The organism is Mesorhizobium sp. WSM4823 (assembly GCF_055811195.1).
Genome location: NZ_JBVVQL010000005.1, coordinates 353,078 through 376,177, shown reverse-complemented (window position 1 = coordinate 376,177; position 23,100 = coordinate 353,078). Strand labels below are relative to the sequence as shown.

At 62.3% G+C, this 23,100-nt stretch carries 24 protein-coding genes; 15 read left to right on the top strand and 9 right to left on the bottom strand.

All coding sequences use genetic code 11. The annotated features are described in order from the left end of the window. Positions 1 to 109: 109 nt before the first annotated feature. From AC0L26_RS16620 to AC0L26_RS16595, 6 genes are all read left to right on the top strand, one after another. Positions 110 to 1,336 (top strand): efflux RND transporter periplasmic adaptor subunit, encoded by a 1,227-nt coding sequence (locus tag AC0L26_RS16620; protein WP_473633501.1) that lies wholly within the window; start codon positions 110 to 112, stop codon positions 1,334 to 1,336. Then, positions 1,333 to 4,494: an efflux RND transporter permease subunit gene (locus AC0L26_RS16615; protein ID WP_473633500.1), complete on the top strand. Its 3,162-nt coding sequence runs from the start codon at positions 1,333 to 1,335 to the stop codon at positions 4,492 to 4,494. The genes AC0L26_RS16620 and AC0L26_RS16615 overlap by 4 nt, the downstream gene beginning before the upstream one ends. Positions 4,495 to 4,560: 66 nt before the next feature. Beyond that, positions 4,561 to 5,166: a nitrile hydratase subunit alpha gene (nthA, locus tag AC0L26_RS16610; protein ID WP_473633499.1), complete on the top strand. Its 606-nt coding sequence runs from the start codon at positions 4,561 to 4,563 to the stop codon at positions 5,164 to 5,166. Then, on the top strand, positions 5,163 to 5,822 hold the full coding sequence (nthB, locus tag AC0L26_RS16605; protein ID WP_473633498.1) for a nitrile hydratase subunit beta: 660 nt from the start codon (positions 5,163 to 5,165) through the stop codon (positions 5,820 to 5,822). Before nthA ends, nthB begins: the two co-directional genes overlap by 4 nt. Then, complete coding sequence (locus AC0L26_RS16600; protein ID WP_473633497.1) at positions 5,809 to 6,177, top strand: nitrile hydratase accessory protein; 369 nt, start codon at positions 5,809 to 5,811, stop codon at positions 6,175 to 6,177. Before nthB ends, AC0L26_RS16600 begins: the two co-directional genes overlap by 14 nt. A gap of 145 nt (positions 6,178 to 6,322) precedes the next feature. Further along, positions 6,323 to 7,450 carry an ATP-dependent DNA helicase gene (locus tag AC0L26_RS16595; RefSeq protein WP_473633558.1) on the top strand — a complete coding sequence of 376 codons (1,128 nt, stop codon included), beginning with the start codon at positions 6,323 to 6,325 and terminating at the stop codon, positions 7,448 to 7,450. A 28-nt stretch (positions 7,451 to 7,478) separates the two neighbouring features. Here AC0L26_RS16595 and AC0L26_RS16590 read toward each other — a convergent pair whose 3' ends face one another. Further along, positions 7,479 to 7,883: a SpoIIAA family protein gene (locus AC0L26_RS16590; protein WP_473633496.1), complete on the bottom strand. Its 405-nt coding sequence runs from the start codon at positions 7,881 to 7,883 to the stop codon at positions 7,479 to 7,481. Between the two features lie 113 nt (positions 7,884 to 7,996). Here AC0L26_RS16590 and AC0L26_RS16585 point away from each other — a divergent pair, with 113 nt between their 5' ends. Together AC0L26_RS16585 and AC0L26_RS16580 are read left to right on the top strand one after the other, a co-directional pair. Then, entirely contained in the window at positions 7,997 to 8,737 is a 741-nt protein-coding gene (locus AC0L26_RS16585) for a pyridoxine 5'-phosphate synthase (protein WP_473633495.1), read from the top strand. Positions 8,738 to 8,840: 103 nt separating this feature from the next. Beyond that, positions 8,841 to 10,754 carry a potassium transporter Kup gene (locus AC0L26_RS16580; RefSeq protein ID WP_473633557.1) on the top strand — a complete coding sequence of 638 codons (1,914 nt, stop codon included), beginning with the start codon at positions 8,841 to 8,843 and terminating at the stop codon, positions 10,752 to 10,754. Between the two features lie 53 nt (positions 10,755 to 10,807). Here AC0L26_RS16580 and AC0L26_RS16575 read toward each other — a convergent pair whose 3' ends face one another. After that, positions 10,808 to 11,698 (bottom strand): SDR family oxidoreductase, encoded by an 891-nt coding sequence (locus AC0L26_RS16575; RefSeq protein ID WP_473633494.1) that lies wholly within the window; start codon positions 11,696 to 11,698, stop codon positions 10,808 to 10,810. 136 nt (positions 11,699 to 11,834) lie between these two features. Between AC0L26_RS16575 and AC0L26_RS16570 the strand changes: the two genes are divergently transcribed. Both AC0L26_RS16570 and AC0L26_RS16565 read left to right on the top strand, forming a co-directional pair. Then, positions 11,835 to 12,239, top strand: a complete 405-nt coding sequence (locus tag AC0L26_RS16570; protein WP_473633493.1) for a winged helix-turn-helix transcriptional regulator — start codon at positions 11,835 to 11,837, stop codon at positions 12,237 to 12,239. An 89-nt stretch (positions 12,240 to 12,328) separates the two neighbouring features. Further along, positions 12,329 to 13,567, top strand: coding sequence for an FAD-dependent oxidoreductase (locus AC0L26_RS16565; protein ID WP_473633492.1), 1,239 nt, complete (start codon positions 12,329 to 12,331; stop codon positions 13,565 to 13,567). On the opposite strand, the gene AC0L26_RS16560 is transcribed toward AC0L26_RS16565, so the two are convergent. Beyond that, entirely contained in the window at positions 13,515 to 14,291 is a 777-nt protein-coding gene (locus AC0L26_RS16560) for a glutathione S-transferase family protein (protein ID WP_473633491.1), read from the bottom strand. The two genes, AC0L26_RS16565 and AC0L26_RS16560, sit on opposite strands and share 53 nt — an antisense overlap. A gap of 98 nt (positions 14,292 to 14,389) precedes the next feature. Here AC0L26_RS16560 and AC0L26_RS16555 point away from each other — a divergent pair, with 98 nt between their 5' ends. Further along, positions 14,390 to 14,848, top strand: a complete 459-nt coding sequence (locus AC0L26_RS16555; RefSeq protein ID WP_473633490.1) for a MarR family winged helix-turn-helix transcriptional regulator — start codon at positions 14,390 to 14,392, stop codon at positions 14,846 to 14,848. A gap of 34 nt (positions 14,849 to 14,882) precedes the next feature. Here the strand turns inward: AC0L26_RS16555 and AC0L26_RS16550 are convergent, their stop codons facing one another. Then, entirely contained in the window at positions 14,883 to 15,311 is a 429-nt protein-coding gene (locus AC0L26_RS16550; protein ID WP_473633489.1) for an anthrone oxygenase family protein, read from the bottom strand. A 162-nt stretch (positions 15,312 to 15,473) separates the two neighbouring features. Here AC0L26_RS16550 and AC0L26_RS16545 point away from each other — a divergent pair, with 162 nt between their 5' ends. After that, complete coding sequence (locus tag AC0L26_RS16545; RefSeq protein WP_473633488.1) at positions 15,474 to 16,127, top strand: TetR/AcrR family transcriptional regulator; 654 nt, start codon at positions 15,474 to 15,476, stop codon at positions 16,125 to 16,127. Between the two features lie 137 nt (positions 16,128 to 16,264). Then, positions 16,265 to 17,284: a ketol-acid reductoisomerase gene (ilvC, locus tag AC0L26_RS16540; RefSeq protein ID WP_473633487.1), complete on the top strand. Its 1,020-nt coding sequence runs from the start codon at positions 16,265 to 16,267 to the stop codon at positions 17,282 to 17,284. Between the two features lie 178 nt (positions 17,285 to 17,462). On the opposite strand, the gene AC0L26_RS16535 is transcribed toward ilvC, so the two are convergent. Both AC0L26_RS16535 and AC0L26_RS16530 read right to left on the bottom strand, forming a co-directional pair. Further along, positions 17,463 to 17,747, bottom strand: a complete 285-nt coding sequence (locus tag AC0L26_RS16535) for a PilZ domain-containing protein (RefSeq protein WP_352932121.1) — start codon at positions 17,745 to 17,747, stop codon at positions 17,463 to 17,465. A gap of 203 nt (positions 17,748 to 17,950) precedes the next feature. Next, positions 17,951 to 18,529 (bottom strand): BA14K family protein, encoded by a 579-nt coding sequence (locus tag AC0L26_RS16530; protein ID WP_352932119.1) that lies wholly within the window; start codon positions 18,527 to 18,529, stop codon positions 17,951 to 17,953. Between the two features lie 166 nt (positions 18,530 to 18,695). Between AC0L26_RS16530 and AC0L26_RS16525 the strand changes: the two genes are divergently transcribed. Both AC0L26_RS16525 and AC0L26_RS16520 read left to right on the top strand, forming a co-directional pair. Next, a complete protein-coding gene (locus tag AC0L26_RS16525) occupies positions 18,696 to 19,808 on the top strand; it encodes an endonuclease/exonuclease/phosphatase family protein (protein WP_473633556.1) in 1,113 nt (370 codons plus the stop codon). 172 nt (positions 19,809 to 19,980) lie between these two features. Further along, a complete protein-coding gene (locus AC0L26_RS16520) occupies positions 19,981 to 20,709 on the top strand; it encodes a hypothetical protein (RefSeq protein ID WP_473633486.1) in 729 nt (242 codons plus the stop codon). A gap of 92 nt (positions 20,710 to 20,801) precedes the next feature. Here the strand turns inward: AC0L26_RS16520 and AC0L26_RS16515 are convergent, their stop codons facing one another. The 3 genes from AC0L26_RS16515 to AC0L26_RS16505 all read right to left on the bottom strand — a co-directional run bounded on the left by AC0L26_RS16515 (position 20,802) and on the right by AC0L26_RS16505 (position 23,100). Next, positions 20,802 to 21,044, bottom strand: a complete 243-nt coding sequence (locus tag AC0L26_RS16515; protein WP_352932113.1) for a hypothetical protein — start codon at positions 21,042 to 21,044, stop codon at positions 20,802 to 20,804. A gap of 128 nt (positions 21,045 to 21,172) precedes the next feature. Further along, complete coding sequence (locus AC0L26_RS16510; protein ID WP_473633485.1) at positions 21,173 to 22,390, bottom strand: ABC transporter permease; 1,218 nt, start codon at positions 22,388 to 22,390, stop codon at positions 21,173 to 21,175. Then, positions 22,387 to 23,100: an ABC transporter ATP-binding protein gene (locus AC0L26_RS16505; protein WP_473633483.1), complete on the bottom strand. Its 714-nt coding sequence runs from the start codon at positions 23,098 to 23,100 to the stop codon at positions 22,387 to 22,389. Before AC0L26_RS16505 ends, AC0L26_RS16510 begins: the two co-directional genes overlap by 4 nt.

The window sequence follows — 23,100 nt, the reverse complement described above, 5'->3', positions numbered from 1 at the left end:
TTCGCCTTCGGCGCCTTCTATCTATCTGGTGCACCTGCGGCACGAGGCTGCGAGTTACGCCAAGATATGACCACCGAACCACGGCGTGTCGGACAGAAGGCTTTTGACGATGCGTGGAAAGATCGTGCTTGCGGTCGCCTGCCTTGTCGCGGCTGGGCTCTATCTTTCGCCCGCTGCAACGGACAAGCTCCGGCAGGTGCTGTCAGCGGGGCAGGCGGCGCCTGACAAACCGGCGGCCGCCGCAAATGCCGCACGTTCGACCTCGGTGGTTGCCGCCACCGCTTCGACGGCCGATTTCCCGATCCGGCGCTACGCCATCGGCTTTGTATCCTCCCCCGCAGTGGTCAGCGTGAACGCGCGGATCTCGAGCCAGATCACATCGATCGCCGTCAAGGACGGCCAGATGGTCAGGGCTGGCGACCTTCTATTCTCGCTGGACGATCGTGCTCTGAAGGCGCAACTGGCCCGTGACCAGGCGACGCTCGCCAAGGACCTAGCACTGCTGGCCAGTGCCACGGCCGATCTTGAACGCGCTAAGAATCTTGTCGCCAGGCAGGCCGGCACGCAGCAGACCTATGATCAGGCGATCGCCGCGCAGAAGTCCGCTGCCGCCACGGTCGATGCCGACAAGGCGACAATCGATGCGGACGAGGTCCAACTTGGCTTTGCCACGATCACGGCGCCGATTGCCGGCAGGCTTGGCGCGGTCAGCGTCGCCATCGGCGATCTCGTCACCACCAGCAACGGCAGCAGCACGTCGACCCCGCTGGTGACCATCACCCAGGTGGACCCGCTGCAGGTGAACTTCAATCTTCCGGAAAGCGATCTTGCCTTGCTGCATAAGGCGCTGGCGGCGCCGCAGGTAGGCGCAGTCACGCTGACCAGGGATGGCGATCCGACACCGATCGGCAAGGGGCCCCTCGATTTCGTCGATTCCAGTGTCGACACGGCGTCCGGCACGATCGCGACGAGGGCCAGCGTGCCCAATGCCGATCTTTCGCTGTGGCCGGGCCAATATGTGAACGTCGTACTCGATGCCGGCATCATGCCGCAAATGACCTCCGTTCCCACGGTTGCGGTCCAGCCCAGCCAGAAGGGGCCGTTCGTCTATGTGATCAAGCCTGACAACACGGTGGAGATGCGCCCCGTGCAGGTCGCACTGACCGAAGGCGACAACAGCGCTATCGGCGAGGGGCTAAAGAGCGGCGAACGTGTCGTCGTCGAGGGCCAAACAAGGCTGAAGAACGGCTCGCCGGTCCGCGAAGCCGAAGCTTCGGCCGGGCCTAGTGATCAAGCGTCTCCCAAGGTTGCCGAGACTGGCGGGCCGCCCCCATGATCTCCGAATTCTGCATCCGCAGGCCCGTCGCCACCCTGCTCATGTCCTTTGCGCTCGTGTTGGGCGGGCTGTTCGCTTACAAGTTCCTGCCGGTGGCCGCTCTGCCGAGCGCCGAGTTTCCGGTGGTCAACGTCTCGGCCTCGCTGCCCGGCGCCTCGCCGGAAACCATGGCGACTTCGGTGGCAACGCCGCTGATCAAGCAGTTCGCCACCATCGCCGGCATCGATTCGATCTCGACGACCAACTCGCTCGGCCAGACCTCGATCGCCATCCAATTCGTGCTCGACAGGGGTATCGATGCAGCCGCCGCCGACGTGCAGGCGGCGATCGCGAGAACGCAGCGGCAATTGCCGCCCGAGATGACCAGTCCGCCGAGCTACCGCAAGGTCAATCCGGCCGATGCGCCGATCCTGCTGATGTCGCTGGTCAGCGACACAGTTCCGCTGACCGATCTCGATGCCTTCGCCGAGAATGTGATCTCGCCGTCGCTGTCGACGATCGAGGGTGTGGCGCAGGTCTCGATCTTCGGCCAGCAGAAATACGCCGTGCGTGTCCAGATCGATCCGACGGCGCTCGCCGCACGCGGCATTTCAATCGACCAGCTGCAGACGGCAATCGCCTCGGCCAACAGCAACACGCCGCTCGGCGTGCTGCAGAACGACAAGCAGCAGCTGACGATCACAGCCAATACTCAGCTGACCAACGCGGCGGGATTTTCAAACATCATCATAGCCACCAGGAACGGCCATCCGGTGCGGCTCGGCGAGGTGACCCGCGTCATCGATTCGGTCGAGACCACGACGACAGCCAGCTGGTACGACGGCACCCGCGCCATCATCATGGCCGTGCAGCGCCAGCCCGATGCCAACACCGTCGATGTCGTCGATCGCGTCAAGGCGATGCTGCCGTCCTTCCAGGATCAAATGCCGGCGGCGGCCAGCATACAGTTGCTCAATGACCGCTCGACTTCGATCCGCGAGGCGGTCGACGACGTCCAGTTCACGCTGCTGCTCACCATCGCGCTGGTGGTGATGGTGATCTTTCTGTTCCTGCGCCGGGTAACGGCGACGATCATCCCGGCGGTGGCGGTGCCGATCTCGCTGATCGCCACGCTCGGCGCCATGTTCCTGTTTGGCTTTTCCATCGACAACATTTCGCTGATGGGTCTGACGCTGGCGGTTGGCCTCGTCGTCGACGATGCGATCGTCATGCTGGAGAACATTTTTCGCCACATGGAGGAGGACGGGCTCTCGGCCTTCGACGCGGCGCTCAAGGGTGCGCGCGAAATCGGCTTCACCATCATCTCGATTTCGATCTCGCTGGTGGCTGTATTCATCCCCGTGCTTTTGATGGGCGGAGTGATCGGGCGCATCTTCAACGAGTTCGCGGTGGTGGTGACAGTCGCCATCCTGGCGTCGATGTTCGTATCGCTGACGCTGACGCCGATGCTGTGTTCGCGGCTTTTGTCTGTGAAGGCCGAGCGCGAGGCAGTGCAGGGCGAAGGTCACAGGCACAATGTCTTCATGCGGGGCTATGACTGGCTGCTGATCTTTTGCCTGCGGCACAGTTTCCTGGTTTTTCTCGTCTTCGTCGGGACGGCCGCACTGTCGGTCTGGCTGATCCAGACCTCGCCGAAGGGCTTCTTCCCGCAGGAGGATATCGGCCAGATTTCGGTGACGACCACCGCGCGCCAGGACATTTCGTTCGACGCCATGGTGAAGCTGCAGGGGCAAGTGGCTGATGTCTTTACCCATTCACCTTACGTCTCGCATGTAGGGTGGTCGGTAGGCAGCGGAGACAACGCGCTCAACCAGGGCCGGCTCTATGTGCAATTGAAGGACAAGGACCAGCGCCCCGCCATCGACAAGGTGCTTTCGGATCTGCGGCGGCAACTGGCCAATGTTCCCGGCATCGAAACCTTCATGCAGCCGGTGCAGAATCTACGGCTCGGCGCGCGCGCTTCGGCCAGCGCCTATCAGCTCGTCGTGCAGGGTCTCGACATCGGCGCGGCGGACGTTTGGGCGCAGAAGCTCACCGACGCGATGGCCGCCGACCACAGCGTCTTCACAGATGTCACCAATGATTTGCAGAATAACGCCTTGCAGGCGTCGCTGGTGGTCGACCGCGACAAGGCGGCGACGCTCGGCGTCGACACCGATACGTTGCGCTCCAGCCTCTATGGCGGTTTCGGCACCGAGCAGGTGTCGACCATCTTCGGCTCCGCCGACAGCTACGAGGTGATCATGGAGCTCGACCCGAGAATCGAGTGGTCGCCAGAAAGAATGCTGGCGATCAAGGTGAGAACGTCCAGCGGTAGCCTGGTGCCGCTCGGCGCTTTCGCCCGTGTCGATCGGACCGCCGGTGCCTTGACCGTCAATCAGCTCGGCCAGCTTCCGGCGGTGACCATCTCCTACAATCTGCCGCAGGGCGTCGCGCTCGGCGACAGCGTGACCCGCATCAATGCGCTGAAGGAAGAGATCGGCATGCCGGCGACGATCTCGACCACCTTTTCTGGCACGGCGAAAACGTTCCAGGATTCGCTTGCCAACCAGGGCCTGCTGATCGGCGGCGCGATCCTGACCATCTACATCGTCCTCGGCATCCTCTACGAAAGCTTCATCCACCCGCTCACCATCCTGACCGGACTGCCGTCGGCCGTGCTCGGCGCGCTTGTTGCGTTGCGGCTTGCGGGAATGGACTTGTCGGTGATCGCCGTCATCGGCATCCTGATGCTGATCGGCATCGTCAAGAAGAACGGCATCATGATGATCGACGTCGCGCTCGAACTCAGGCGTGAGGGGATGTCGCCGCTCGAATCCATTCACAAGGCCTGCCTGATGCGCTTCCGGCCGATCATGATGACGACGCTGGCGGCGCTGATGGGCACGATCCCGATCGCGCTTGGGACCGGCGCCAGCGCGGAACTGCGCCAGCCGCTCGGCGTGGCAGTGGTCGGCGGCCTGGTCGCTTCGCAAGCGCTGACGCTGTTCGTCACGCCGGTGATCTATGTCTACATGGAGCATCTTTCCGGCTGGCTTGTCGGGCTGTGGCCGAGGCGTCGGGACGAGCAGCTACCCGTCGAAGCCATCGACCAGCCTTCGCTGTTCGAGGGCGGAGAAGCGTTGCAGGGCGAGCCGCAGAAGGCGGCAGCGGAATAGAGGCCGATAGGGCTGGCCCAAGCCGCGGCGCTTGCGGCGGGATGCGTGCAGTCGTAATTTGCAGCCATGTCACATGATCATAACCACGATAACGAGCTTGATCCTTTTGCCGCCCGGGTGCGCGCGCTGGAGACGATCCTTACCCAGAAAGGGCTGATCGATCCGGCCGCGATCGACGTGATCGTCGACACCTACGAGACAAAAATCGGTCCGCGCAACGGCGCGCGGGTGGTGGCGAAGGCCTGGGCCGATGCCGGCTTCGCCGCCTGGCTGAAACGCGATGCGACGGCGGCGATCGAATCGCTGAGCTATACCGGCCGGCAAGGCGAGCACATGCAGGCGGCGTTCAATTCAGAGGAGACGCACAACCTTGTCGTCTGCACGCTGTGCTCCTGCTATCCGTGGTCGGTGCTCGGCTTGCCGCCGGTCTGGTACAAGTCGCCACCCTATCGTTCGCGCGCGGTGATCGATCCGCGCGGCGTGCTCGAGGAGTTCGGGCTGACGCTACCCGCGACAACAAAAATCCGGGTATGGGATTCCACCGCCGAGCTTCGCTATCTGGTCGTGCCGATGCGGCCGAAGGGCACCGACGGATGGAGCGAGGAGCGGCTGGCGGATCTGGTGACGCGCGACGCGATGATCGGTACGGCGCTGGCGAAGGAGCCGGCATGAACGCACCGCATGATCTCGGTGGGCAGATGGGGTTCGGGCCGGTCGCACCCGAAAAGGACGAGCCGTATTTCCATGCCGCCTGGGAAAGGCGGGCGCTGGGTGTGACGCTCACCGCCGGCGCGATGGGTGCTTGGACCATCGACGAGAGCCGGCATGCGCGGGAATCGCTACATCCCGCCGACTATTATGCCTCCAGCTACTATCAGATATGGATCAAGGCGCTGGAAACCTTGCTGAAGCGGCATGGCTTCGTCAGCGACCGCGATCTGGCCGCGGGCAACGCGGTCGATCCAGCGGCGACGCCAAAGCGGGTGCTGAAAGCCGAAAACGTGCCTGATGTGTTGGCCAAGGGCGGCCCCTGCGACCGACCGATCGCTACGCCGGCGCGGTTCAAGGCAGGCGACCTGGTGCGCACGAAGAATTTCCATCCGACCGGCCACACAAGGCTGCCGCGCTACGCCCGTGGCAAGCAAGGCGTCGTCGAGGCGGTGCGCGATGGTTTTGTCTTCCCTGATGCGAATGCGCATGGCCAGGGCGAGAACCCGCAATGGGTCTATACAGTGGCTTTCGACGGCGCGGAGATCTGGGGCGAGGGCGCCGACCCGACGCTGACCGTGTCGATCGATGCCTGGGAGAGCTATCTTGAGCCGGCGTGAAGAACTGCCGGCGGGTTTCGACGAGCCGGTCTTCGCCGAGCCATGGCAGGCGGAAGCCTTCGCCATGGCGGTTGCGCTGCACGACAAGGGCCTGTTTTCCTGGAGCGAATGGGCGGACGCCTTGTCTGCTGAGGTCAAGAAGCCCGGCGCCGCAACCGATGGCCACGATTATTACGAGCACTGGCTCGCGGCGCTGGAAAATTTGCTGTCGACCAAAGGGGTTGCCGGCAAGGGCGACGTCGATGCGCTCGCCGCTGCCTGGGAACGCGCCGCGCATGCAACGCCGCATGGCAAGCCGATTCTGCTCGAGAACGATCCCAGGTCGACCGAAGGTCGTGGCTCCCGGACCGGCTAGGTCATTGCGGACAGGCGTTTGTTCTCTTTACGTTCCTGTTTCTGCCTGATAGCTTTCATTGGTGTCGGTGCGGCCCGCCGCCGATGATCTGATGACGGTGGCCGTCGGCCTTGTCTTTCCCTCGCGAATCCGGTCTCTCGCGCTGATGGAATTCTCTCCTCAACAGGACGATGCGCTGAAGGCGGTAGCCAACTGGCTCAAGACCGGAAAGCCGCAGCTCTTCCGGCTGTTCGGCTATGCCGGCACCGGCAAGACGACGCTGGCGCGCTATTTCGCCGAACATGTCGACGGCCAGGTGCAGTTCGCAGCCTTCACCGGCAAGGCGGCGCAGGTGCTGCGTTCCAAGGGGGCGGTCAATGCCCGCACCATCCATTCGCTGATCTACCGGCCTAAGGGCGAGGAATCGGTGGCGGACGAAGTGACCGGCAAGACCTCGATGTCGCCGACTTTCTCGCTCAACCGGCAAAGCCCGATCTCGCGTGCCAAGCTCGTCGTCATCGACGAATGCTCGATGGTCGACGAACAGCTCGGCCGCGACCTGATGAGTTTCGGCACGCCGATCCTCGTCCTCGGCGATCCCGGCCAGTTGCCGCCGATCTCGGGCGGCGGTTTCTTCACCGACCATGAGCCCGACATCCTGCTCACCGAAATCCACCGTCAGGCGCGCGACAATCCGATCCTGCGGCTGGCGCTCGACGTGCGCGAGGGGCGCGAATTCATGCGCGGCGACTATGGCACGGCGCAGGTGATCGGCAAGGAAGACGTCACTCAGGAGCTGGTGCTGAAGGCGGACCAGGTGCTGGTCGGCACCAACAGGACGCGGCGTCGCTATAATCAGCGGCTGCGCGAGCTGAAGGGGTTCAATGCCGATTATCCCCAAGCAGGCGACAAGCTCGTCTGCCTGCGCAACGACCCAGCCAAGGGGTTGCTCAACGGCTCGCTGTGGAAGGTGATGACCTCGTCGCGCGAGACGGTGAAGCCCGGCATCAATTTGCTGGTCTCACCGGAGGAGGACGATCCGGACCGCGGCGTCGCCAAGATCAAGCTGCTCAAAGCGGCGTTCGAGGAACCAGACGCCGATATTCCCTGGCAGCAGAAAAAGCGCTTCGACGATTTCGACTATGGCTACGCGCTGACCGTGCACAAGGCGCAGGGATCGCAATGGAACGAGATCGTGCTTTTCGACGAAAGCTGGGCGTTCAAGGAAACCCGCCAGCGCTGGCTCTATACCGCGATCACGCGTGCGGCCGAGCGGCTGACGATTGTCAGATAGGTGGAGCCGCCCGGGGACTGGAGCTGCATCACCGTGGGGCAAGCGGTTTGGCGCCGAGCCATTCCCAGGCGGATGCTTCGTCTTCTGCCTCGAAATGCCTGAGCTCGACCGGAGAGGAAGCAGACAACAAGCTCTGCGCGTCGGGTATCCAGTTCGGCTCGCCAACCGCAGCGCAGCGGCCGACATGCTCCACGGCATGGGTCGTGCCCTGTTCAAGCGTTTCGTCCGACACATCGCCCCAATCGACGCCATCATGATCGATCAGGCGCACCAGCACGTCGATTTTCGGGTGCAACGCGTATGCCGCCTCCAGCAAACCGAACAGGTTTTCCGCGTCGGCTCCCGTTACATGGCCGACGACATCGATGGCGAACAGGTCGTCGCGGTCGGCGTCGATGCGGCGAACCGCAGGCACGGCTTCAAGGTAATTCACGGGGTCTTCCTCTTGCTGGACATCATCCGTCCCTCTGGAACACCGGAAACCCCCTGTCCGTTCCCGCCAAAGGCGGTATAGATGGCCGCTAATACATCCGGACCAGAGAAGCCATGCCTGCAAAACTCTCCGTCAATCTTAATGCCATCGCCATGCTTCGCAACCGGCGAGACCTGCCATGGCCGAGCGTCACAGGGCTCGGGCGCATCGCACTTGCCGCGGGTGCGCATGGACTGACGGTGCATCCGCGACCCGACGAGCGGCACACAAGGCATTCCGACCTGCCGGAGATCAGGGCGCTGATCGACGACGAATTCCCCAAGGCAGAGTTCAATATTGAGGGCTATCCGAATGAGGATTTTCTGGCGCTTGTGGAAAAGCACCAGCCGGAGCAGGTGACGCTGGTGCCGGACGACCCTGCCCAGGCTACCTCCGATCATGGTTGGAACTTCGTTGCCGACGCGGCGTTCCTGACACCGATCGTCAAGCGCCTGAAAAAGGGAGGCTTTCGCGTATCTTTGTTTTCCGATTCGGATCCAGCAGGCGTGAAGGCCGCGCGCGACACCGGCGCAGACCGGATCGAGCTCTACACGGGTCCGTATGGCAGCTATCATTCCGATTCCGCAAAAGCGGCAAAGGAGTTGGAAAGATTGGGAAAAACCGCGGATGCCGCACTTGCCGCCGGGCTTCAGGTCAATGCCGGGCACGATCTGGTGGTGAGCAACCTGCCGGCATTGGCAAAGCGCATTCCGGCATTGGCCGAAGTGTCGATCGGACATGGGTTGACAGCCGATGCGTTGGAGTATGGCATGGCCAGCACGGTCAAAAGATTTCTGAAGGCCTGTGGGTGGTAGAGATGGAAGCCTCGCTTTGCGGACATGGCAGCCATCACGTTGGGGCACTTGATATTGCATCGCAGCAAGCGTAGAGCACCGCGCGCTTATCGGAGTGTTGTCCATGGCCCTTACCAATAGTGGTAGTGAGGCAGAACCCGTCGAACAATCAAGCCATTCTGAGGTTGGACAGCACAGCACCAAGGTACTGATGCTGGGCGCACTCGGCGTGGTCTATGGCGACATCGGTACCAGCCCGATCTACGCGCTTCGCGAGGCACTACATGCTTCGTCCGGCACCGATCCGCGCAGTGCCGTTCTGGGCATTCTGTCGCTGATCGTCTGGGCACTGACGATCATCGTGACAATAAAATATGTCGCTTTCGTGCTTCGGGCGGACAATAACGGCGAGGGCGGCACTCTGTCGCTCATGGCGCTGGCCAGGAAAGCCTATCCGGCTGGTTCCGGCATCATTCTTGCCATTGGTCTCTGCGGAGCCGCATTGTTTTTCGGCGACGCGATCATAACGCCGGCCATCTCGGTGCTTTCAGCGGTGGAGGGCCTGAGCGTCGTGACCCCGGCGTTCGATCCGTACGTGGTTCCCATTACATTGGTGATTCTTGCCGTCTTGTTTGCCGTGCAGCGCTTCGGGACCGGTAGAGTGGCCTCCGTTTTCGGGCCGGTGACGGGGCTCTGGTTTCTGGCGATCGGCATTGCCGGATTGCTGCATATTTGGGACGATCCCTCGGTGCTTTTGGCGATCAATCCCTATTATGCAGTCGTCTACCTTGCCGAAGCCAAGGCGGGGGCATTTCTCACAGTCGGCGCGGTTTTTCTGGCGGTCACCGGTGCTGAAGCACTGTACGTCGATCTCGGCCACTTCGGTCGCCGTCCAATCGTGCTGGCCTGGTTCTGGATCGTCTTCCCCTGCCTGCTGCTTAGCTATTTTGGGCAAGGCGCATTCGTTCTTGCCCACGGGGGGCTGCCCGATAACCCGTTTTTCCAAATGCTGCCAGATTGGGCGCTGATACCGATGGTCGGGCTCGCAACAGCAGCGACGGTCATTGCAAGTCAAGCCGTTATCTCCGGGGCGTTTTCGCTGACCCGGCAGGCGGTACAGCTCAATCTTCTGCCCAGAATCGAAGTTCAGCATACTTCCGAGATGCAACTCGGCCAAATTTACATGCCGCGCGTGAATCTCATTCTCGCGCTCGGCGTAATGCTGCTGGTCGTCGGCTTTGGCAGTTCGAGTTCGCTCGCTTCCGCCTATGGAATTTCGGTGACAGGCGAAATGCTGATGACGACTATTTTGCTATTCGTGGTGATGCGCTGGCAATGGAAATGGCAGACCGCGCTCGCTGCGGCGCTCGCGCTGCTCTTTGGCACGATAGACACCGGCTTCTTCCTGGCAAATATTGTGAAATTTGTGGAAGGCGGATGGGTTTCGATCGCTGTTGCCTGCATCATGGGGCTGATCATGGGGACCTGGATACGCGGCAGTCGCTATCTATTCGACAAGACGCGCAGGAACGAGATTCCGCTCGATTTCCTTGCCGGCAATCTGTTGAAGAAGAAACCGCAGCTGGTGTCCGGTACGGCCGTGTTCCTGACCAGCGATCCCGTCAGCGCGCCGACCGCGCTGATGCACAGCCTGAAGCATTATAAGGTGCTGCACGAACAGAATGTCATCCTCTCGGTGGTGACGGCGCAGCAGCCCGTCGTGCCCGACAGTGACCGGGTCAAGATGGAAACGATCAACGAGCTGTTCATGCGGGTGACGCTGACCTTCGGCTACATGGAGCAGCCCAACATTCCGCGTGCGCTGGCGATCTGCCGCAAGCAGGGCTGGAAGTTCGACATCATGACGACATCCTTCTTCCTATCGCGGCGCTCACTCAAGGCATCACCCAATTCCGGCATGCCGGTGTGGCAGGACAAGCTGTTCATCGGGCTGGCGCGCACGGCGGCGGATGCGACCGAGTATTTTCAGATCCCGACCGGGCGTGTGGTGGAGATCGGAACGCAGGTGGCTATCTAGAAAAAGGCCGTGCCCTGTCGAAAGGCACGGCCTTTTTTGGAACCGCCGCGGCTTCAGCCAGCCAGAGTTGCTTTGTTCGACTCGAGGAAATTTTTCAGCGATTGCGGCTTTTTACCTGAAAGCGTCTCGATCGCATCGGTCACCATGCCGATTCGTCCCGAGCGCGTGTTGGTGTCGAAGGAAACGATGACGGGGGCGAAGCCTTCGGGGACGCCTGCCGCCTTCAGCCCTTCGGCCAGCGCCTCGTCCGAAAGCTGGATGACCTCGATGGGTTTGCCGGTGACGTCGGTCACCAGGGCTGCGATCTCGGCGACCGTGTGCGCCTGCGGACCCGTCAGCGTGTATATCGTGCTTTCGGTCGCGCCCGAGGCAAGGCCGGCGGCGATCGCTGCGGCCATGTCGTCGCGAGCGCCATGGGCGATGCGGCCGTCCGCGGCCGATGTGTACCACTGGCCCGAGGCAATGGCGTGCGGCAGCGACATGAACAGGTTCTCCTGATACCAGCCATTGCGGAAAATCGTGTAGAGGATGCCGCTCGCCTTGATCGCCTGTTCGGTGCCGTAGTGATCGCCCGCAAACAGCACCGGCGATCCCGGCTCCGGGTTGGGCATAGAGGTGTAGAGCAGATGCGAAACGCCGGCCTGCTTGGCTGCCGCGACCGCGCTCTGATGCTGCTTCAGGCGTTTGCCCTGAAGTGCGAGCTCGTCGGTTGAGATGATCAGGACCCTGTCAGCGCCCGTGAATGCCTCGACGAGCGACTCGGTATCGTCGAAATCGGCCCGCCTGATGGCGATGCCGCGCGCCGCCAGGTCGGCGAGATTTGCCGGATTGCGTGTGGTGGCGATGATGCGTGCGGGCGAGACCTTGAGCGTATTCAAGAGGCGATGGATGACGGCGCGGCCGAGCTGGCCGGAAGCGCCGGTGACGAGAAGGGTTTCGGTCATGGGAGGTCCTGTCGTTGCGCCGGAGCGGCGGGTGCTTATATGGGTCTCAAAAAGAGACCAGCACTAAAATAGGAATTGACCGACCCTCGTAAAGAAGGCAGTTTTGCGGGAGGTAGGCAGGCGTAGGGAACCAGCGATGGACAGCAAGATCGTCAGTCTGAGATCGAAGCTCGAGATCTATAAATCGGGCAGCGGCGGGGGGAACATTGCGGACTGTCCGGTCCGCGACGTGATCCAGGGCATCAGCAACAAATGGAGTTCGCTGTTGATGATGGCGCTGGCCGAAAAGCCGTACCGCTTTGGCGAATTGCGGCGGCTGGTGCCTGACATTTCACAGCGCATGCTCACCCAGACGCTCCACGATTTGCAGCGCGACGGCTACGTCCATCGCGAGGTGTTCCCGACCAAGCCGCCGAGCGTCGAATACAGTCTGACCGATCTCGGACGCTCGATGTTTGGGCCGCTGCACCAGCTGCTTCAGTGGGCCGAGCTCAATCATGGCGCTGTACGCGCTGCGCGGAACGCCTTCGACGCTGTCTAGACCTAACCCCATCGATACCAGAAGCGGCGGCTTGATTTGGCGATACTGCTGAAGGACTGTCCGGCCCGGGCGGGAAGATTCGGCGGGCAATGGGCATTTCTTTGGACATCGCGATTGCCGGGGCAGGCCCGGCCGGACTGGCCACGGCACTCTATCTGAGGCGCGCCGGGCATCGGGTCACCATCTTCGAGCGCTTCGACGAGCCAAAGCCGGTCGGATCCGGGCTGATCCTGCAGCCGACCGGGCTGACGGTGCTTGCCGATCTTGGTCTGCTCGACGACATCCTCGCGTTGGGCAGCCGCATCGACCGCCTGCATGGCGCTGATGCGAAAACCGGCCGCACCGTGCTGGACGTCCGCTATGATGCACAGCGCCGCAGTCGTTTCGGGCTGGCGGTGCACCGGGCGGCTTTGTTCGGCGTGCTTTTCCGCGCCGTCCAGCGCGAGGCGATCGTCATCGAAACCGGCGTCGAGCTCGAGACACTGGAAACCGGCGAGCGCGCAATGCTGGTCTGCGGCAACGGGCGAAGGACAGGGCCATTCGACCTGGTCGTCGATGCCAGCGGTTCGCGCTCCAAATTGCGGCAGTGTGTGCAGAATCCGGGTGAACCGCGGCCGCTCGCCTATGGCGCGTTCTGGGCGTCGCTCGGCTGGCGCGGCGACCGTTTCGATGCGCACGCCCTGCTGCAGCGTTACGACAGAGCGAGCGTAATGATCGGCGTGCTGCCGATCGGCCGGCCGGAGCCGGACGCCGAGGAGATGGCGGCGTTCTTTTGGAGCCTGAAGCCGGCGGACGCCGGGCAGGTGAGGGCGGCAGGCCTTGACGCGTGGAAGGCGAGGGTTGTTCGGCTTTGGCCCGAATGCGAGGCGTTCACGAGCCAGATCGACAGTTTCGAGCAGCTTTCGCTGGCGCGCTACGGCCATCACACGCTCAAGGTGCCGGCCGCAAGGCGATTGGCTGTGATCGGCGATGCGGCGCATTCGACCAGCCCGCAGCTCGGGCAAGGGGCGAACATGGCGCTGCTCGACGCGGCGGCGCTCAACTACGCGCTGCTGCAGACTGACGGCGTCGACGCGGCGCTGGAGACTTATGTCAAGGCGCGGCGGTGGCACGTCCGGGTCTTTCAGGCGCTGTCGCTGATGCTGACGCCGTTCTATCAGTCGGATTCGACCGTGATGCCGTTTGTCCGCGACAGGCTGGTGGCGTCGGTGGCAAAAATTCCACCGGCGCCAAACATCCTTGCCTCGATGGTGGCTGGAACACTGGTCGATCCGTTCAGGCGGATCGGGATTGAGGAAGCGCAGTGGCTGCCTCGGTGCGGCGGATGAGTTTCGAAAGATGCGAACCCCTCGCTTGCAGGAATGCATGAAGGCGCTGTGGATAATCCGGGGTGACAGCGTCCTTCACCGACTTGCGTTCGTGCAATCCTTTGCGCCAGGCCTCGACAAGCGGCTTTCCGCTAAGGATGCCGAAATCGCCGATCCGATCGAAGGCGTCGAAATAGCGGAAGATTGGTCCATAGACAGCATCGACCAATGAAAAGCGCTCGCCAGCGAACCATGGTCCAGCTCGGCCAGCCGCCAGTTCCGCTTCGAGACGATCAAACATCGCCGACAGACCTTCGCTTTCGACAAGGAAGGCGGCCTCGGTCGGTGCGGAATAGAGGCGACCGATGGCGTTGAGGATGGCCGAGCCGTACTCGATCCAGGCGCGATGGCGGGCGCGGGCCAGTGGGTCGGCAGGGTGGAGTGGGTTGATCTGCGTTTCTTCAAGGAATTCGAGGATGACCGCCGATTCGAAGATCGCAGTTTCCTCGCCATCCCGCTGCACGCGCAGCAGCGGCACCTTGCCGAGCGGCGATATCGCCTTGAACCAGGCCGGCTTGTTGGCGAGATCAATGGTGATCCGTTCGAACGGTATGTCCTTTTCGGCGAGCGAGATCGCCGCGCGCTGCACATAGGGACAAAGGTGATGGCTGACGAGAACGAGCTTGTCGGTCGCCAGGCTGCCCGTCTCCGGGATATCGGCGATTTTGCAGATTTCATGTTTCATCGTAGTGCCTCCGGTGTCAATGCAACTGCATCTATATAGATGCAATTGCATGCACTGGCAATCTTGATGCAACTGCATCTATCTCCTATGCTGCAACCATGACGGAGAAAACCAATCCTTCGCCCGCGGCTATCAAGGCCTGGGCGCGCCTGATGCGCGTTTCGCGCCAGCTGGTGGAAAGAGCCGAAGACGCGCTGAAGGACAGCAGCTTACCGCCGCTTGGCTGGTACGACGTGCTGCATGAGCTTGCCGAAGCGGGTGAGGGCGGGTTGCGGCCATTCCAGCTGATCGAGCGCACATTGTTTGCGCAATACAACATCTCCCGGTTGCTGGCGCGGCTCGAAGCCGACGGGCTGGTCGAGAAGCTCAGGGTCGCCGATGACGGGCGAGGACAGACTATCCGTATTACGGGCAAGGGGCGCGAGACGCGCCGCCGCATGTGGGCCGTCTACGGACGGTCGATCGCGGAGCTGGTCGGCGCCAGGCTTTCCAACGACGACCTCGAAATCTTGTCGGCTCTGCTTGGGCGGCTGCGCCATCCAGCCGCCCTGGAGTGATGTGGCCGTTGGCGCTGAAGGTCGATTGCAGCCGTCAGGCACTGCCCCACAGAAATGCCAATGTCGCCAGAACGCCAAGCGCGACGCGGATCAGGTGCAGATTGCCCCATTTGATGATCAATGCCCGGGACTGCGGATTGACGGCGGCCGCGTCCATCGCCTCCAGCACTCGGTTTGTCGGCATCATTGCGATCAGAGTCCATGGCCAGGGCAGGATGATAAACACCGCCCCGACCAGATAGGCGAGACTGCCGGTCTGCCACCAGGCAATGACACCAAGAACACAGGCGACAACGGCGATCGACGCCTGCATCGCGGCGCCGCGCTTGTAGGAAGGCTGCCATTCCTGCAGCAACGCCCGGTCATCGAGACGAAGCCGCGCCGGCTGCTCGGCGACGCTGACATAGATGGCGGCGCCGGCGAAGGCGGCGGTAACGGTCAAGGCGAGCAGGCCGATGAGCATCTTCCCCTCCGTGATACGCCGTTCCGGTAAAAGCCGCCCTTTTTGGAAAGCGTCAAAATTGAGATAGGGGCTTGCACCGGTTCGGACAATACGCCATAGAGAACCGTAACGTACGGTACTGCCTTCTGATTGAATGCCGCTGTCTTCGAGCAGGAAAAGAGTTTGTTGCAGGCAAGCGCCGACATCGAGACCAGCGGGGTGCTGACGGAGCGGCAGAAAGCCGTGCTCGACGCGGCCCTTCGCCTGCTGGTCGAGGAGGGCGATCAGTTGACCATGACCGCCGTGGCGCGGCGGGCGAGCTGTTCCAAGGAAACGCTCTACAAATGGTTCGGCGATCGCGATGGGCTTTTGACGGCAACGGTGCAATGGCAGGCGTCCAAGGTGCGAGTGGTGCCGGTCGACCGCAAGGGGCTCGACCTTGCCTCGTTGACGGCCAGCCTCGAGCGCTTCGCTTCGGATTGGCTCAAGGTGATTTCGAGCGACACCTCGATCGCGCTCAACCGCGTCGCGGTCGGCCATGCCGGATCCGGCAAGGACGATCTCGGCGCCATCGTGCTGGAGAATGGCCGCTTCGCGCTGGCCAGGCGCCTGAAGCCGGTGCTGGACGCAGGCCAGCAGGCCGGGCTTCTCGAGTTCTCGGATGCCGAAGCGGCATTCCGCACCTTTTTCGGGCTGGTCGCCCGCGACGTGCAGATTCGCCTTCTGCTCGGCGACCGGCTGGAAATGACTGATGCGGCGATCGGCGGCGATGCCGTCCGGGCGACGCAGCAGTTTCTCGCTCTTTACGGAGCAAAAACCGGGCCGCAAGGCCCCTAGAGCCGGATGATTCAGGTCAAGTCGACCTGAAATCGGAATCCGGCTCTGAATCAAAGAGATAGAGCATGATGTCGTCCGAAAACCGCTTCACACTTTCGGCATCATGCTCTGAAATTCACAACGGGAAGGAAGAAAAAATGCGTGTCTATTACGATCGCGACGCCGATCTCAACCTGATCAAGGGCAAAAAGGTCGCCATCATCGGCTATGGCAGCCAGGGCAGGGCGCATGCGCTCAACCTCAAGGATTCCGGCGCCAAGGACATCGTCATCGGCCTCAAGGCCGGCTCGGCGACCGCCAAGAAGGTCGAGGCCGACGGGCTCAAGGTGATGAGCGTGGCGGACGCCGCCAAATGGGCCGACCTGATGATGATGGCGACGCCGGACGAATTGCAGGCCGATATTTACAAGAACGAGATCGCGCCGAACATCCGCGACGGCGCAGCGATCGCTTTTGCCCACGGCCTCAACGTGCATTTCGGCCTGATCGAGCCGAAGGCCTCGGTCGACGTCGTCATGATCGCGCCGAAGGGTCCCGGCCACACCGTGCGCGGCGAATACCAGAAGGGCGGCGGCGTGCCTTGCCTGGTTGCCGTCAACCAGGACGCTTCGGGCAACGCGCTCGATCTGGCTTTGTCCTATGCCTGCGGCGTCGGCGGCGGCCGTTCGGGCATCATCGAGACCAATTTCCGCGAGGAATGCGAGACCGACCTGTTCGGCGAACAGGTTGTGCTGTGCGGCGGCTTGGTCGAGCTGATCCGCGCCGGTTTCGAGACGCTGGTGGAAGCCGGCTACGCGCCGGAGATGGCCTATTTCGAGTGCCTGCACGAGGTCAAGTTGATCGTCGACCTGATCTACGAAGGCGGCATCGCCAACATGAACTATTCGATCTCGAACACCGCCGAATGGGGCGAATATGTTTCGGGTCCGCGCATCATCACCGCCGAGACCAAGGCCGAGATGAAGCGCGTGCTGAAGGACATCCAGACGGGCAAGTTCACCTCGGAATGGATGCAGGAATACCGCGCCGGCATGTCGCGCTTCAAAGGCATCCGCCGCAACAACGACAGCCATCAGATCGAGGAAGTCGGCGCCAAGCTGCGTGCGATGATGCCGTGGATTTCGAAGAACAAGCTGGTCGACAAGGCCAAGAACTGATCGAAATCCATTCGTTCCTTGGGCGCTCTCGCGCTTCGGCCCGCGGGCGACTTCGAAGAACAAGCTCGTCGACGAGAATTAATTCGCAATTCATCATTGCACAGGAAAGCCGGTGGTACGATCCGCCGGCTTTTTTGTCCTGGTTCTGTTGTTCCGGATGCGAATTTCGCTCTAGCGTTCAGCCGTAGTGCCAGTGGGGCTTTGGCTCGGTGCCGGTGAACATGACGCCGATGCGATCCTCGCGGCGCCAGCGGACCTCCGCCTTGTAGGCGACGCCGTCGGTCGGCACATAGAGCAGGAACTCGTCGGGAACGCGTGCGTCAATCGAGACCTTCAGTTCGGCGCCGCCGGCATGCATGTTGCGCAACGTGCAGGTGACCTCGGATTTTGTCATGCCAGTCAGGATCGTCGCGCCCTTGAAGACGCGTTGCCGGCGTTGATCCCTGTGTTCGTCTTCAGCCATCGCGCCCAATCCCCGGCGAGTCGTCGCATTTCATGTGGTGCGATCGGCAAGATAATTAGGCCCGCCTGATAAACATAGCGTTATCGTCGGCAGCGAAAACCATCTCGCGATGTCCCGGCCGGACAGGGAATAGTTCAGGAGAAATGGGGCAAGAAGAAACGGCGCCGCGAAGGGGGCGGCGCCGTCCGGAACGCATCAGTCGATCAGCTGTAGGGCGACCAGCACTGCTGGCGTGGACCGCCATAGGGCTGGAATGTGTTGTCCCAGGCGCGATACGAGCGATAGCGATTATAGCACCACCGGACGTGAGCGCTCGACCCTGCACGATAATAGCGGCGCGGTGGCGGCGCATCGTAATAATTGTAGTTGTTGTACATGCTGCCAAGGCCGAGCCCGAGGCCCAGGCCGAGAATCGCCGCACCCGCGCCGTCATCATAGTAGCGGCCGCGGTAATGGCGGCGATGATGACGCCAACGCCAGTCATCCCCGCGATTCCAGTGTCTGCGGTTCCAGTTTCGGCGGTTCCAGTCACCGCGGTCCCAATTACCCGACCTTGAGAAACGGCGGCCGTCGTGGCGACGCCATTGCCAGTTGTCGAAGCGCCGGTCGTTGCCGCCAGCCCAGCTATCGCGGACAGGTGTGATTGTCGGTGCAACCGTGCTGGCGGGCACCGAGATTTCGGGTTGCATGATCGGGCCGGCGGCGGACGGCGCCGTGATGCCGGAGATGAGACCCAGGGCTATCAGCCCGGATTTCACCGTCGAAGAAAAGAGCGAGTTCATTGCACTCTCCAAGAGCTTTCAGGCCCCACGCCCAGAATACCCCGGGGAAGAACATCATTCATGGAACCTCCCGCCTGAACGGAGGATGAACGAAAAGGTTCCCTCAACCATAACGGGCAAGGCAGGCTCTTGTTTTCGGGCGCGCTTGTGGGCAAAGGTCACCGCCATGTCGCTGCGCCTCGCCACCTTCAACGTCGAAAACCTGATGAACAGGTTTGATTTTTCCGGATACCGCAACCAGCTCAACGAAGATCGCACGCTGGCGCTCTTCGATATCCAGAGCGAGGCCGAATACAGGATGCTGGAGCAGGCGCGGGCGATCGCGCAATCCGACGATACGCGCCAGCTCACGGCGCTGGCCATTGCTGCCACCCGCGCCGATATCATCTGCATGCAGGAAGTCGACAACATCGAGGCACTGAAGGCATTCGAATACGGTTATCTGTTCAAGATGGTCGGGCACGGTTATCGGCAGAAATACACCACCGCCGGCAATGATTCGCGCGGCATCGACGTCGCCGTGATGATGCGCAACGAGACCGCACAGGGCCAGCCGATCGAATTCGTGCGTATGACAAGCCACGCCTATGTCACGTTCGAGCAGTTCGGCCTGCACACGCCTGAACTGGCGGCGCTTGGGCACCAGGCCAATCAGCGCATCTTCCGGCGCGACTGCCTTGAAATCGACCTGAAGGTAGGCGGCGTGCCGCTGACGCTTTATCTCGTGCACTTCAAGTCGATGGGCTCGCCCCGCAACGGTCTTGACGGGCGCGAGGCGACGATGCCGCTGCGCATTGCCGAGGCGCAAGCGGTGCGCCGGATCATCGAGGAGCGTTTCGGTGGGGATCACGCAGCCGACAAGCGCTGGGCGATCTGCGGCGACATGAACGACTATCGGCAGCGCGTAAAGGTCTCCGGCGACACCTTTGACGGCTACCGCTTCGAGGTGATCAACGAGAGCCAGTCCTGCCTCAACGTGCTCACCGCCGGTGGTTTTTGCGAGAATGCGGTTGAGCGGCGGCCGGAGATGGACCGCTGGACTTTCTATCATACGCGCGGGCCGGAAGAGCGGCATTTATGCCAGCTCGATTACATTCTGTTGTCGAAGGCGCTGGCCAGCACGAATGCGACGGCCGTTCCCGACATCATCCGCAACGGCCAGCCATGGCGCACGATTTTTCCGGCGGGCCAGGAGGTGGACCGCTTTCCGCGTGCCGGCTGGGACCGGCCGAAGGCGTCGGACCATTGTCCGGTGGCGATCACCCTGGACATGGCATAGAGCGAAACGAGGTCAAATTGGAACTTCTCCCGGGCTGGTTTGGGCCAAATCCATCGGCCTTTGTCTTGTCCGTACTTCCGGTACGGCCTGCGACAAAGCCCGCGATCTTGACCCAAACCATCACCGGCAGAATGCTCCAATTGGACCTCATCTCGCTCCGAGGATCGCTCCGTTGAGTTTCGACCTGCCGCGCAACGTCATCCTGCCGGTCGACGCCGTCGACGTCAGGCTCGACCCCGGCCCGCACCCGTTCGAACGCGATAATGCGCAGGCGATCGCCGAGAACTGGGGCCGTGAGATCGCGGCCAACCCGGCGTTGTTCGACGGCACCGTGGTGCTGCTTTCGGCGCTGAGCTATCGCGATAACAGCCTTGTCGGCCGCTGCCATGCGGTGCGCTATTCGACCTTCATGCTTTGGCGCGGCAATCGGCAGGTGGCTGGCGCCGAGCACGCCTATGCCCATGCCATGCTGGTCGCCGGCGACAATGCGCTGGTGGCGATCCGCATGGCGCCGCACACGGTCAATGCCGGCCGCGTCTATTTCGCCGCCGGCTCATTCGAGCCGACCGATTTCCGCGACGGGCTCGTCGATGTCGACTTCAACATGATCCGCGAGGTGCAGGAAGAAACCGGCCTCGACCTTGCCGGCGTGACACGCGGCAAGCGCTACTATGCCCTATCGACGGCAAGCGGCACGGTGATCTTTCGCCGCTATCGCGTGCCGGCATCCGCCGATGAGATCGCGCAGCGCATCAGCGCCTTTGTTGCCGCAGAGGCTGATTCAGGGGCAGAGCCGGAAATCGAAGGGCCTGTCATCATCCGCACTGCCAAAGACCTGCCGGACGGGCTGATGCCGCACATGAAGCCGCTGATCGAGTGGCATTTTGCCGGCGGGGATTAACGCATCGGCCCGAAAATCGGAATCGATTTTCGGAAAGAGCAGATTCAAAGTGTTAGAGCGCGTTTTGTGCGTCCAACTGGACGCACGCCACTCTAACGACGCGTTTTGCCTGCGGTGGCTTTGCGGTCGTTGCGGGCGGCAACGAAAAACAGGACGATCCCAAGACCCAGCAAGCCCCCCATCGCAATTCCCATCGTCTGGCCGATGACTTGCTGGAAATCGGCGGTAACGCGATCGGGATTGGCCATGCCATAGCTGGCTAGATACCACCAGAGGCCTGCCAAGGCGGCCTCGACGATCACCATCGCCAGAATCAGGCGTTCTTTCTTGCTCATACTTCCCACCCCCTGAGGGTCATATTAGCCCTGACGACTATACTAGCACCGCAGGTTGACTGACGACAGGGAGGAGGCGAAAGACCACCAAAAGAAATTTAAACAGCCGAAACGTCGCGTGACGCCCTCTATTCATGCCTCAACGCGTCGATCGGATCGAGCCTTGCGCCACGCAGAGCCGGGAAGAAGCCGAATACCATGCCAATCAGCGCGGAAAAACCGACCGCGAGCAGCACGACCGCCGGGCTTGGCGCGAACGGGATGGCCAGCGTCAGCGAGGCAAGACCGGCCAGCGCCAGGCCGATCAGGATGCCGATGATGCCGCCGAGCAGCGACAGAACGGTCGCCTCGACCAGGAACTGGATGAGGATGTGCTTTTCATGTGCGCCGATGGCCAGCCTTATGCCGATCTCGCGGGTGCGTTCGGTGACCGACACCAGCATGATGTTCATGATGCCGATGCCGCCGACGAGCAGGCTGACGCCGGCGACCGCGCCTAGCATACCAGTCATCGTCGTGGTGGCGCTCGCCATGGCGTCGGCGATCTGGGTCATGTCGCGGATGGAGAAATCGTCCTCCCGGTCCGGCGTGATGCGGCGCGTGTCGCGCAAAAAGTCCTCGACGCGCGGCAGCAGCTCGGTGGTCGGCGTCCTGTCGTCGGCAGCGACGTAGATCGATTCGATATCGCGGTTGCCGGCGATGCGGCGCTGATAGGCGGCGAGCGGCATCAGCACGACATTGTCCTGGTCCTGGCCGAAGCCGGTATAGCCCTTCGGCTCGAGCAGGCCGATGATCTTGCAGGAGGTGCGATTGACGCGGATGATCTCGCCTTCGGGGTCGCCTGCGCCGAAGAACTGCTGGCGCACCGTTTCGCCGATCAGGCAGACGCCGGTGCCCGAGCGGGTCTCCGAATCGCTGAAGGGGCGGCCCGAAACCAGCTTCCAGTCGCGTGCATCGAGATAGACGCTATCGGTGCCGGTGACACCCGACGTCAGGCTTTCCGTGCCGAAGATGACGCGGACCTGCTTTTGCGAGGCCGGCGAAATGGCGCGGGCGCCGCTCAGATGGGCGACGAGCGCGGCAAGGTCCTTTTCGGCAAGTGGACGAACCACCTGGTCGAGTCCTCCCGGTCCGCCGGGCCCGGCGGGACGGCCGGAACGGACGACGAGCAGATTGCTGCCGAGCTTGGAGATATCGGCCTTTACCTTTTCGGTGGTGCCCGAGCCGATGGTAAGCATGGCGATGACGGCGGCGACGCCGATCACGATGCCGAGCAGCGTCAGAAACGAGCGCAGCACGTTGCGGCGGACCGAAAGCAGCGAGAGGCGGACGGTTTCCCAGATCATAGCGAGGCCATATCGAGATTCACGGTGTCGGAGGCGACGTGGCCGTCGAGGAAGCGAATTGTGCGCTCGGCATAGGCCGCAACGTCGGCCTCGTGCGTGACCATTGCGATGGTGAGGCCAAGCTCGGTGTTCAGCCTGGTCAGGAGTTCCATGATTTCGTGCGTGCGTGCGGTGTCGAGGTTGCCGGTCGGCTCGTCGGCGACGAGCAGGGTCGGCCTTGTGACGATGGCGCGCGCGATCGCCACGCGTTGCTGCTGGCCGCCGGAGAGTTCGGCCGGCGTATGGTGCTCGCGGCCGATGAGACCGACTTCGGCCAGCGCTTTCATGGCGAGGTCATGGCGCTCGCGGGCGGCGACGCCGCGATAGATCAACGGCAGTTCGACATTTTCCACCGCCGTGGTGCGCGGCAGGAGATTGTAGCCCTGGAAGACGAAGCCGACATAGAGATTGCGCAGCATGGCGCGGCGGTTGCGGTCGAGACGGCCAGCATCGATGCCCATGAAGCTGTAGGTTCCGGCCGTCGGCGTGTCGAGACAGCCAATGATGTTCATCGCCGTCGACTTGCCCGAGCCCGACGGTCCCATGATGGCGACGAATTCACTGCTTCGGATGGCAAGGTCGACACCAGCCAGCGCATGGACCGTGGCCTCGCCCTGGCCATAGCTCTTCCAGACCTTGTCGAAGGTGATGAGGGTCGCGCTCGCCGCCAC

Excerpts from the sequence above, each read along its gene's own strand:
- AC0L26_RS16575 (WP_473633494.1), bottom strand. The coding sequence starts at position 11,698 with ATGACCGAAACCCTTCTCGTCACCGGCGCTTCCGGCCAGCTCGGCCGC.
- AC0L26_RS16530 (WP_352932119.1), bottom strand. The coding sequence starts at position 18,529 with ATGAACTCGCTCTTTTCTTCGACGGTGAAATCCGGGCTGATAGCCCTG.
- AC0L26_RS16595 (WP_473633558.1), top strand. The coding sequence starts at position 6,323 with ATGGAATTCTCTCCTCAACAGGACGATGCGCTGAAGGCGGTAGCCAAC.
- AC0L26_RS16570 (WP_473633493.1), top strand. The coding sequence starts at position 11,835 with ATGGACAGCAAGATCGTCAGTCTGAGATCGAAGCTCGAGATCTATAAA.
- AC0L26_RS16585 (WP_473633495.1), top strand. The coding sequence starts at position 7,997 with ATGCCTGCAAAACTCTCCGTCAATCTTAATGCCATCGCCATGCTTCGC.
- AC0L26_RS16565 (WP_473633492.1), top strand. The coding sequence starts at position 12,329 with ATGGGCATTTCTTTGGACATCGCGATTGCCGGGGCAGGCCCGGCCGGA.
- AC0L26_RS16550 (WP_473633489.1), bottom strand. The coding sequence starts at position 15,311 with ATGCTCATCGGCCTGCTCGCCTTGACCGTTACCGCCGCCTTCGCCGGC.
- AC0L26_RS16510 (WP_473633485.1), bottom strand. The coding sequence starts at position 22,390 with ATGATCTGGGAAACCGTCCGCCTCTCGCTGCTTTCGGTCCGCCGCAAC.
- AC0L26_RS16555 (WP_473633490.1), top strand. The coding sequence starts at position 14,390 with ATGACGGAGAAAACCAATCCTTCGCCCGCGGCTATCAAGGCCTGGGCG.
- nthA (WP_473633499.1), top strand. The coding sequence starts at position 4,561 with ATGTCACATGATCATAACCACGATAACGAGCTTGATCCTTTTGCCGCC.
- AC0L26_RS16535 (WP_352932121.1), bottom strand. The coding sequence starts at position 17,747 with ATGGCTGAAGACGAACACAGGGATCAACGCCGGCAACGCGTCTTCAAG.
- nthB (WP_473633498.1), top strand. The coding sequence starts at position 5,163 with ATGAACGCACCGCATGATCTCGGTGGGCAGATGGGGTTCGGGCCGGTC.
- AC0L26_RS16615 (WP_473633500.1), top strand. The coding sequence starts at position 1,333 with ATGATCTCCGAATTCTGCATCCGCAGGCCCGTCGCCACCCTGCTCATG.
- ilvC (WP_473633487.1), top strand. The coding sequence starts at position 16,265 with ATGCGTGTCTATTACGATCGCGACGCCGATCTCAACCTGATCAAGGGC.
- AC0L26_RS16620 (WP_473633501.1), top strand. The coding sequence starts at position 110 with ATGCGTGGAAAGATCGTGCTTGCGGTCGCCTGCCTTGTCGCGGCTGGG.
- AC0L26_RS16560 (WP_473633491.1), bottom strand. The coding sequence starts at position 14,291 with ATGAAACATGAAATCTGCAAAATCGCCGATATCCCGGAGACGGGCAGC.
- AC0L26_RS16515 (WP_352932113.1), bottom strand. The coding sequence starts at position 21,044 with ATGAGCAAGAAAGAACGCCTGATTCTGGCGATGGTGATCGTCGAGGCC.
- AC0L26_RS16580 (WP_473633557.1), top strand. The coding sequence starts at position 8,841 with ATGGCCCTTACCAATAGTGGTAGTGAGGCAGAACCCGTCGAACAATCA.
- AC0L26_RS16525 (WP_473633556.1), top strand. The coding sequence starts at position 18,696 with ATGTCGCTGCGCCTCGCCACCTTCAACGTCGAAAACCTGATGAACAGG.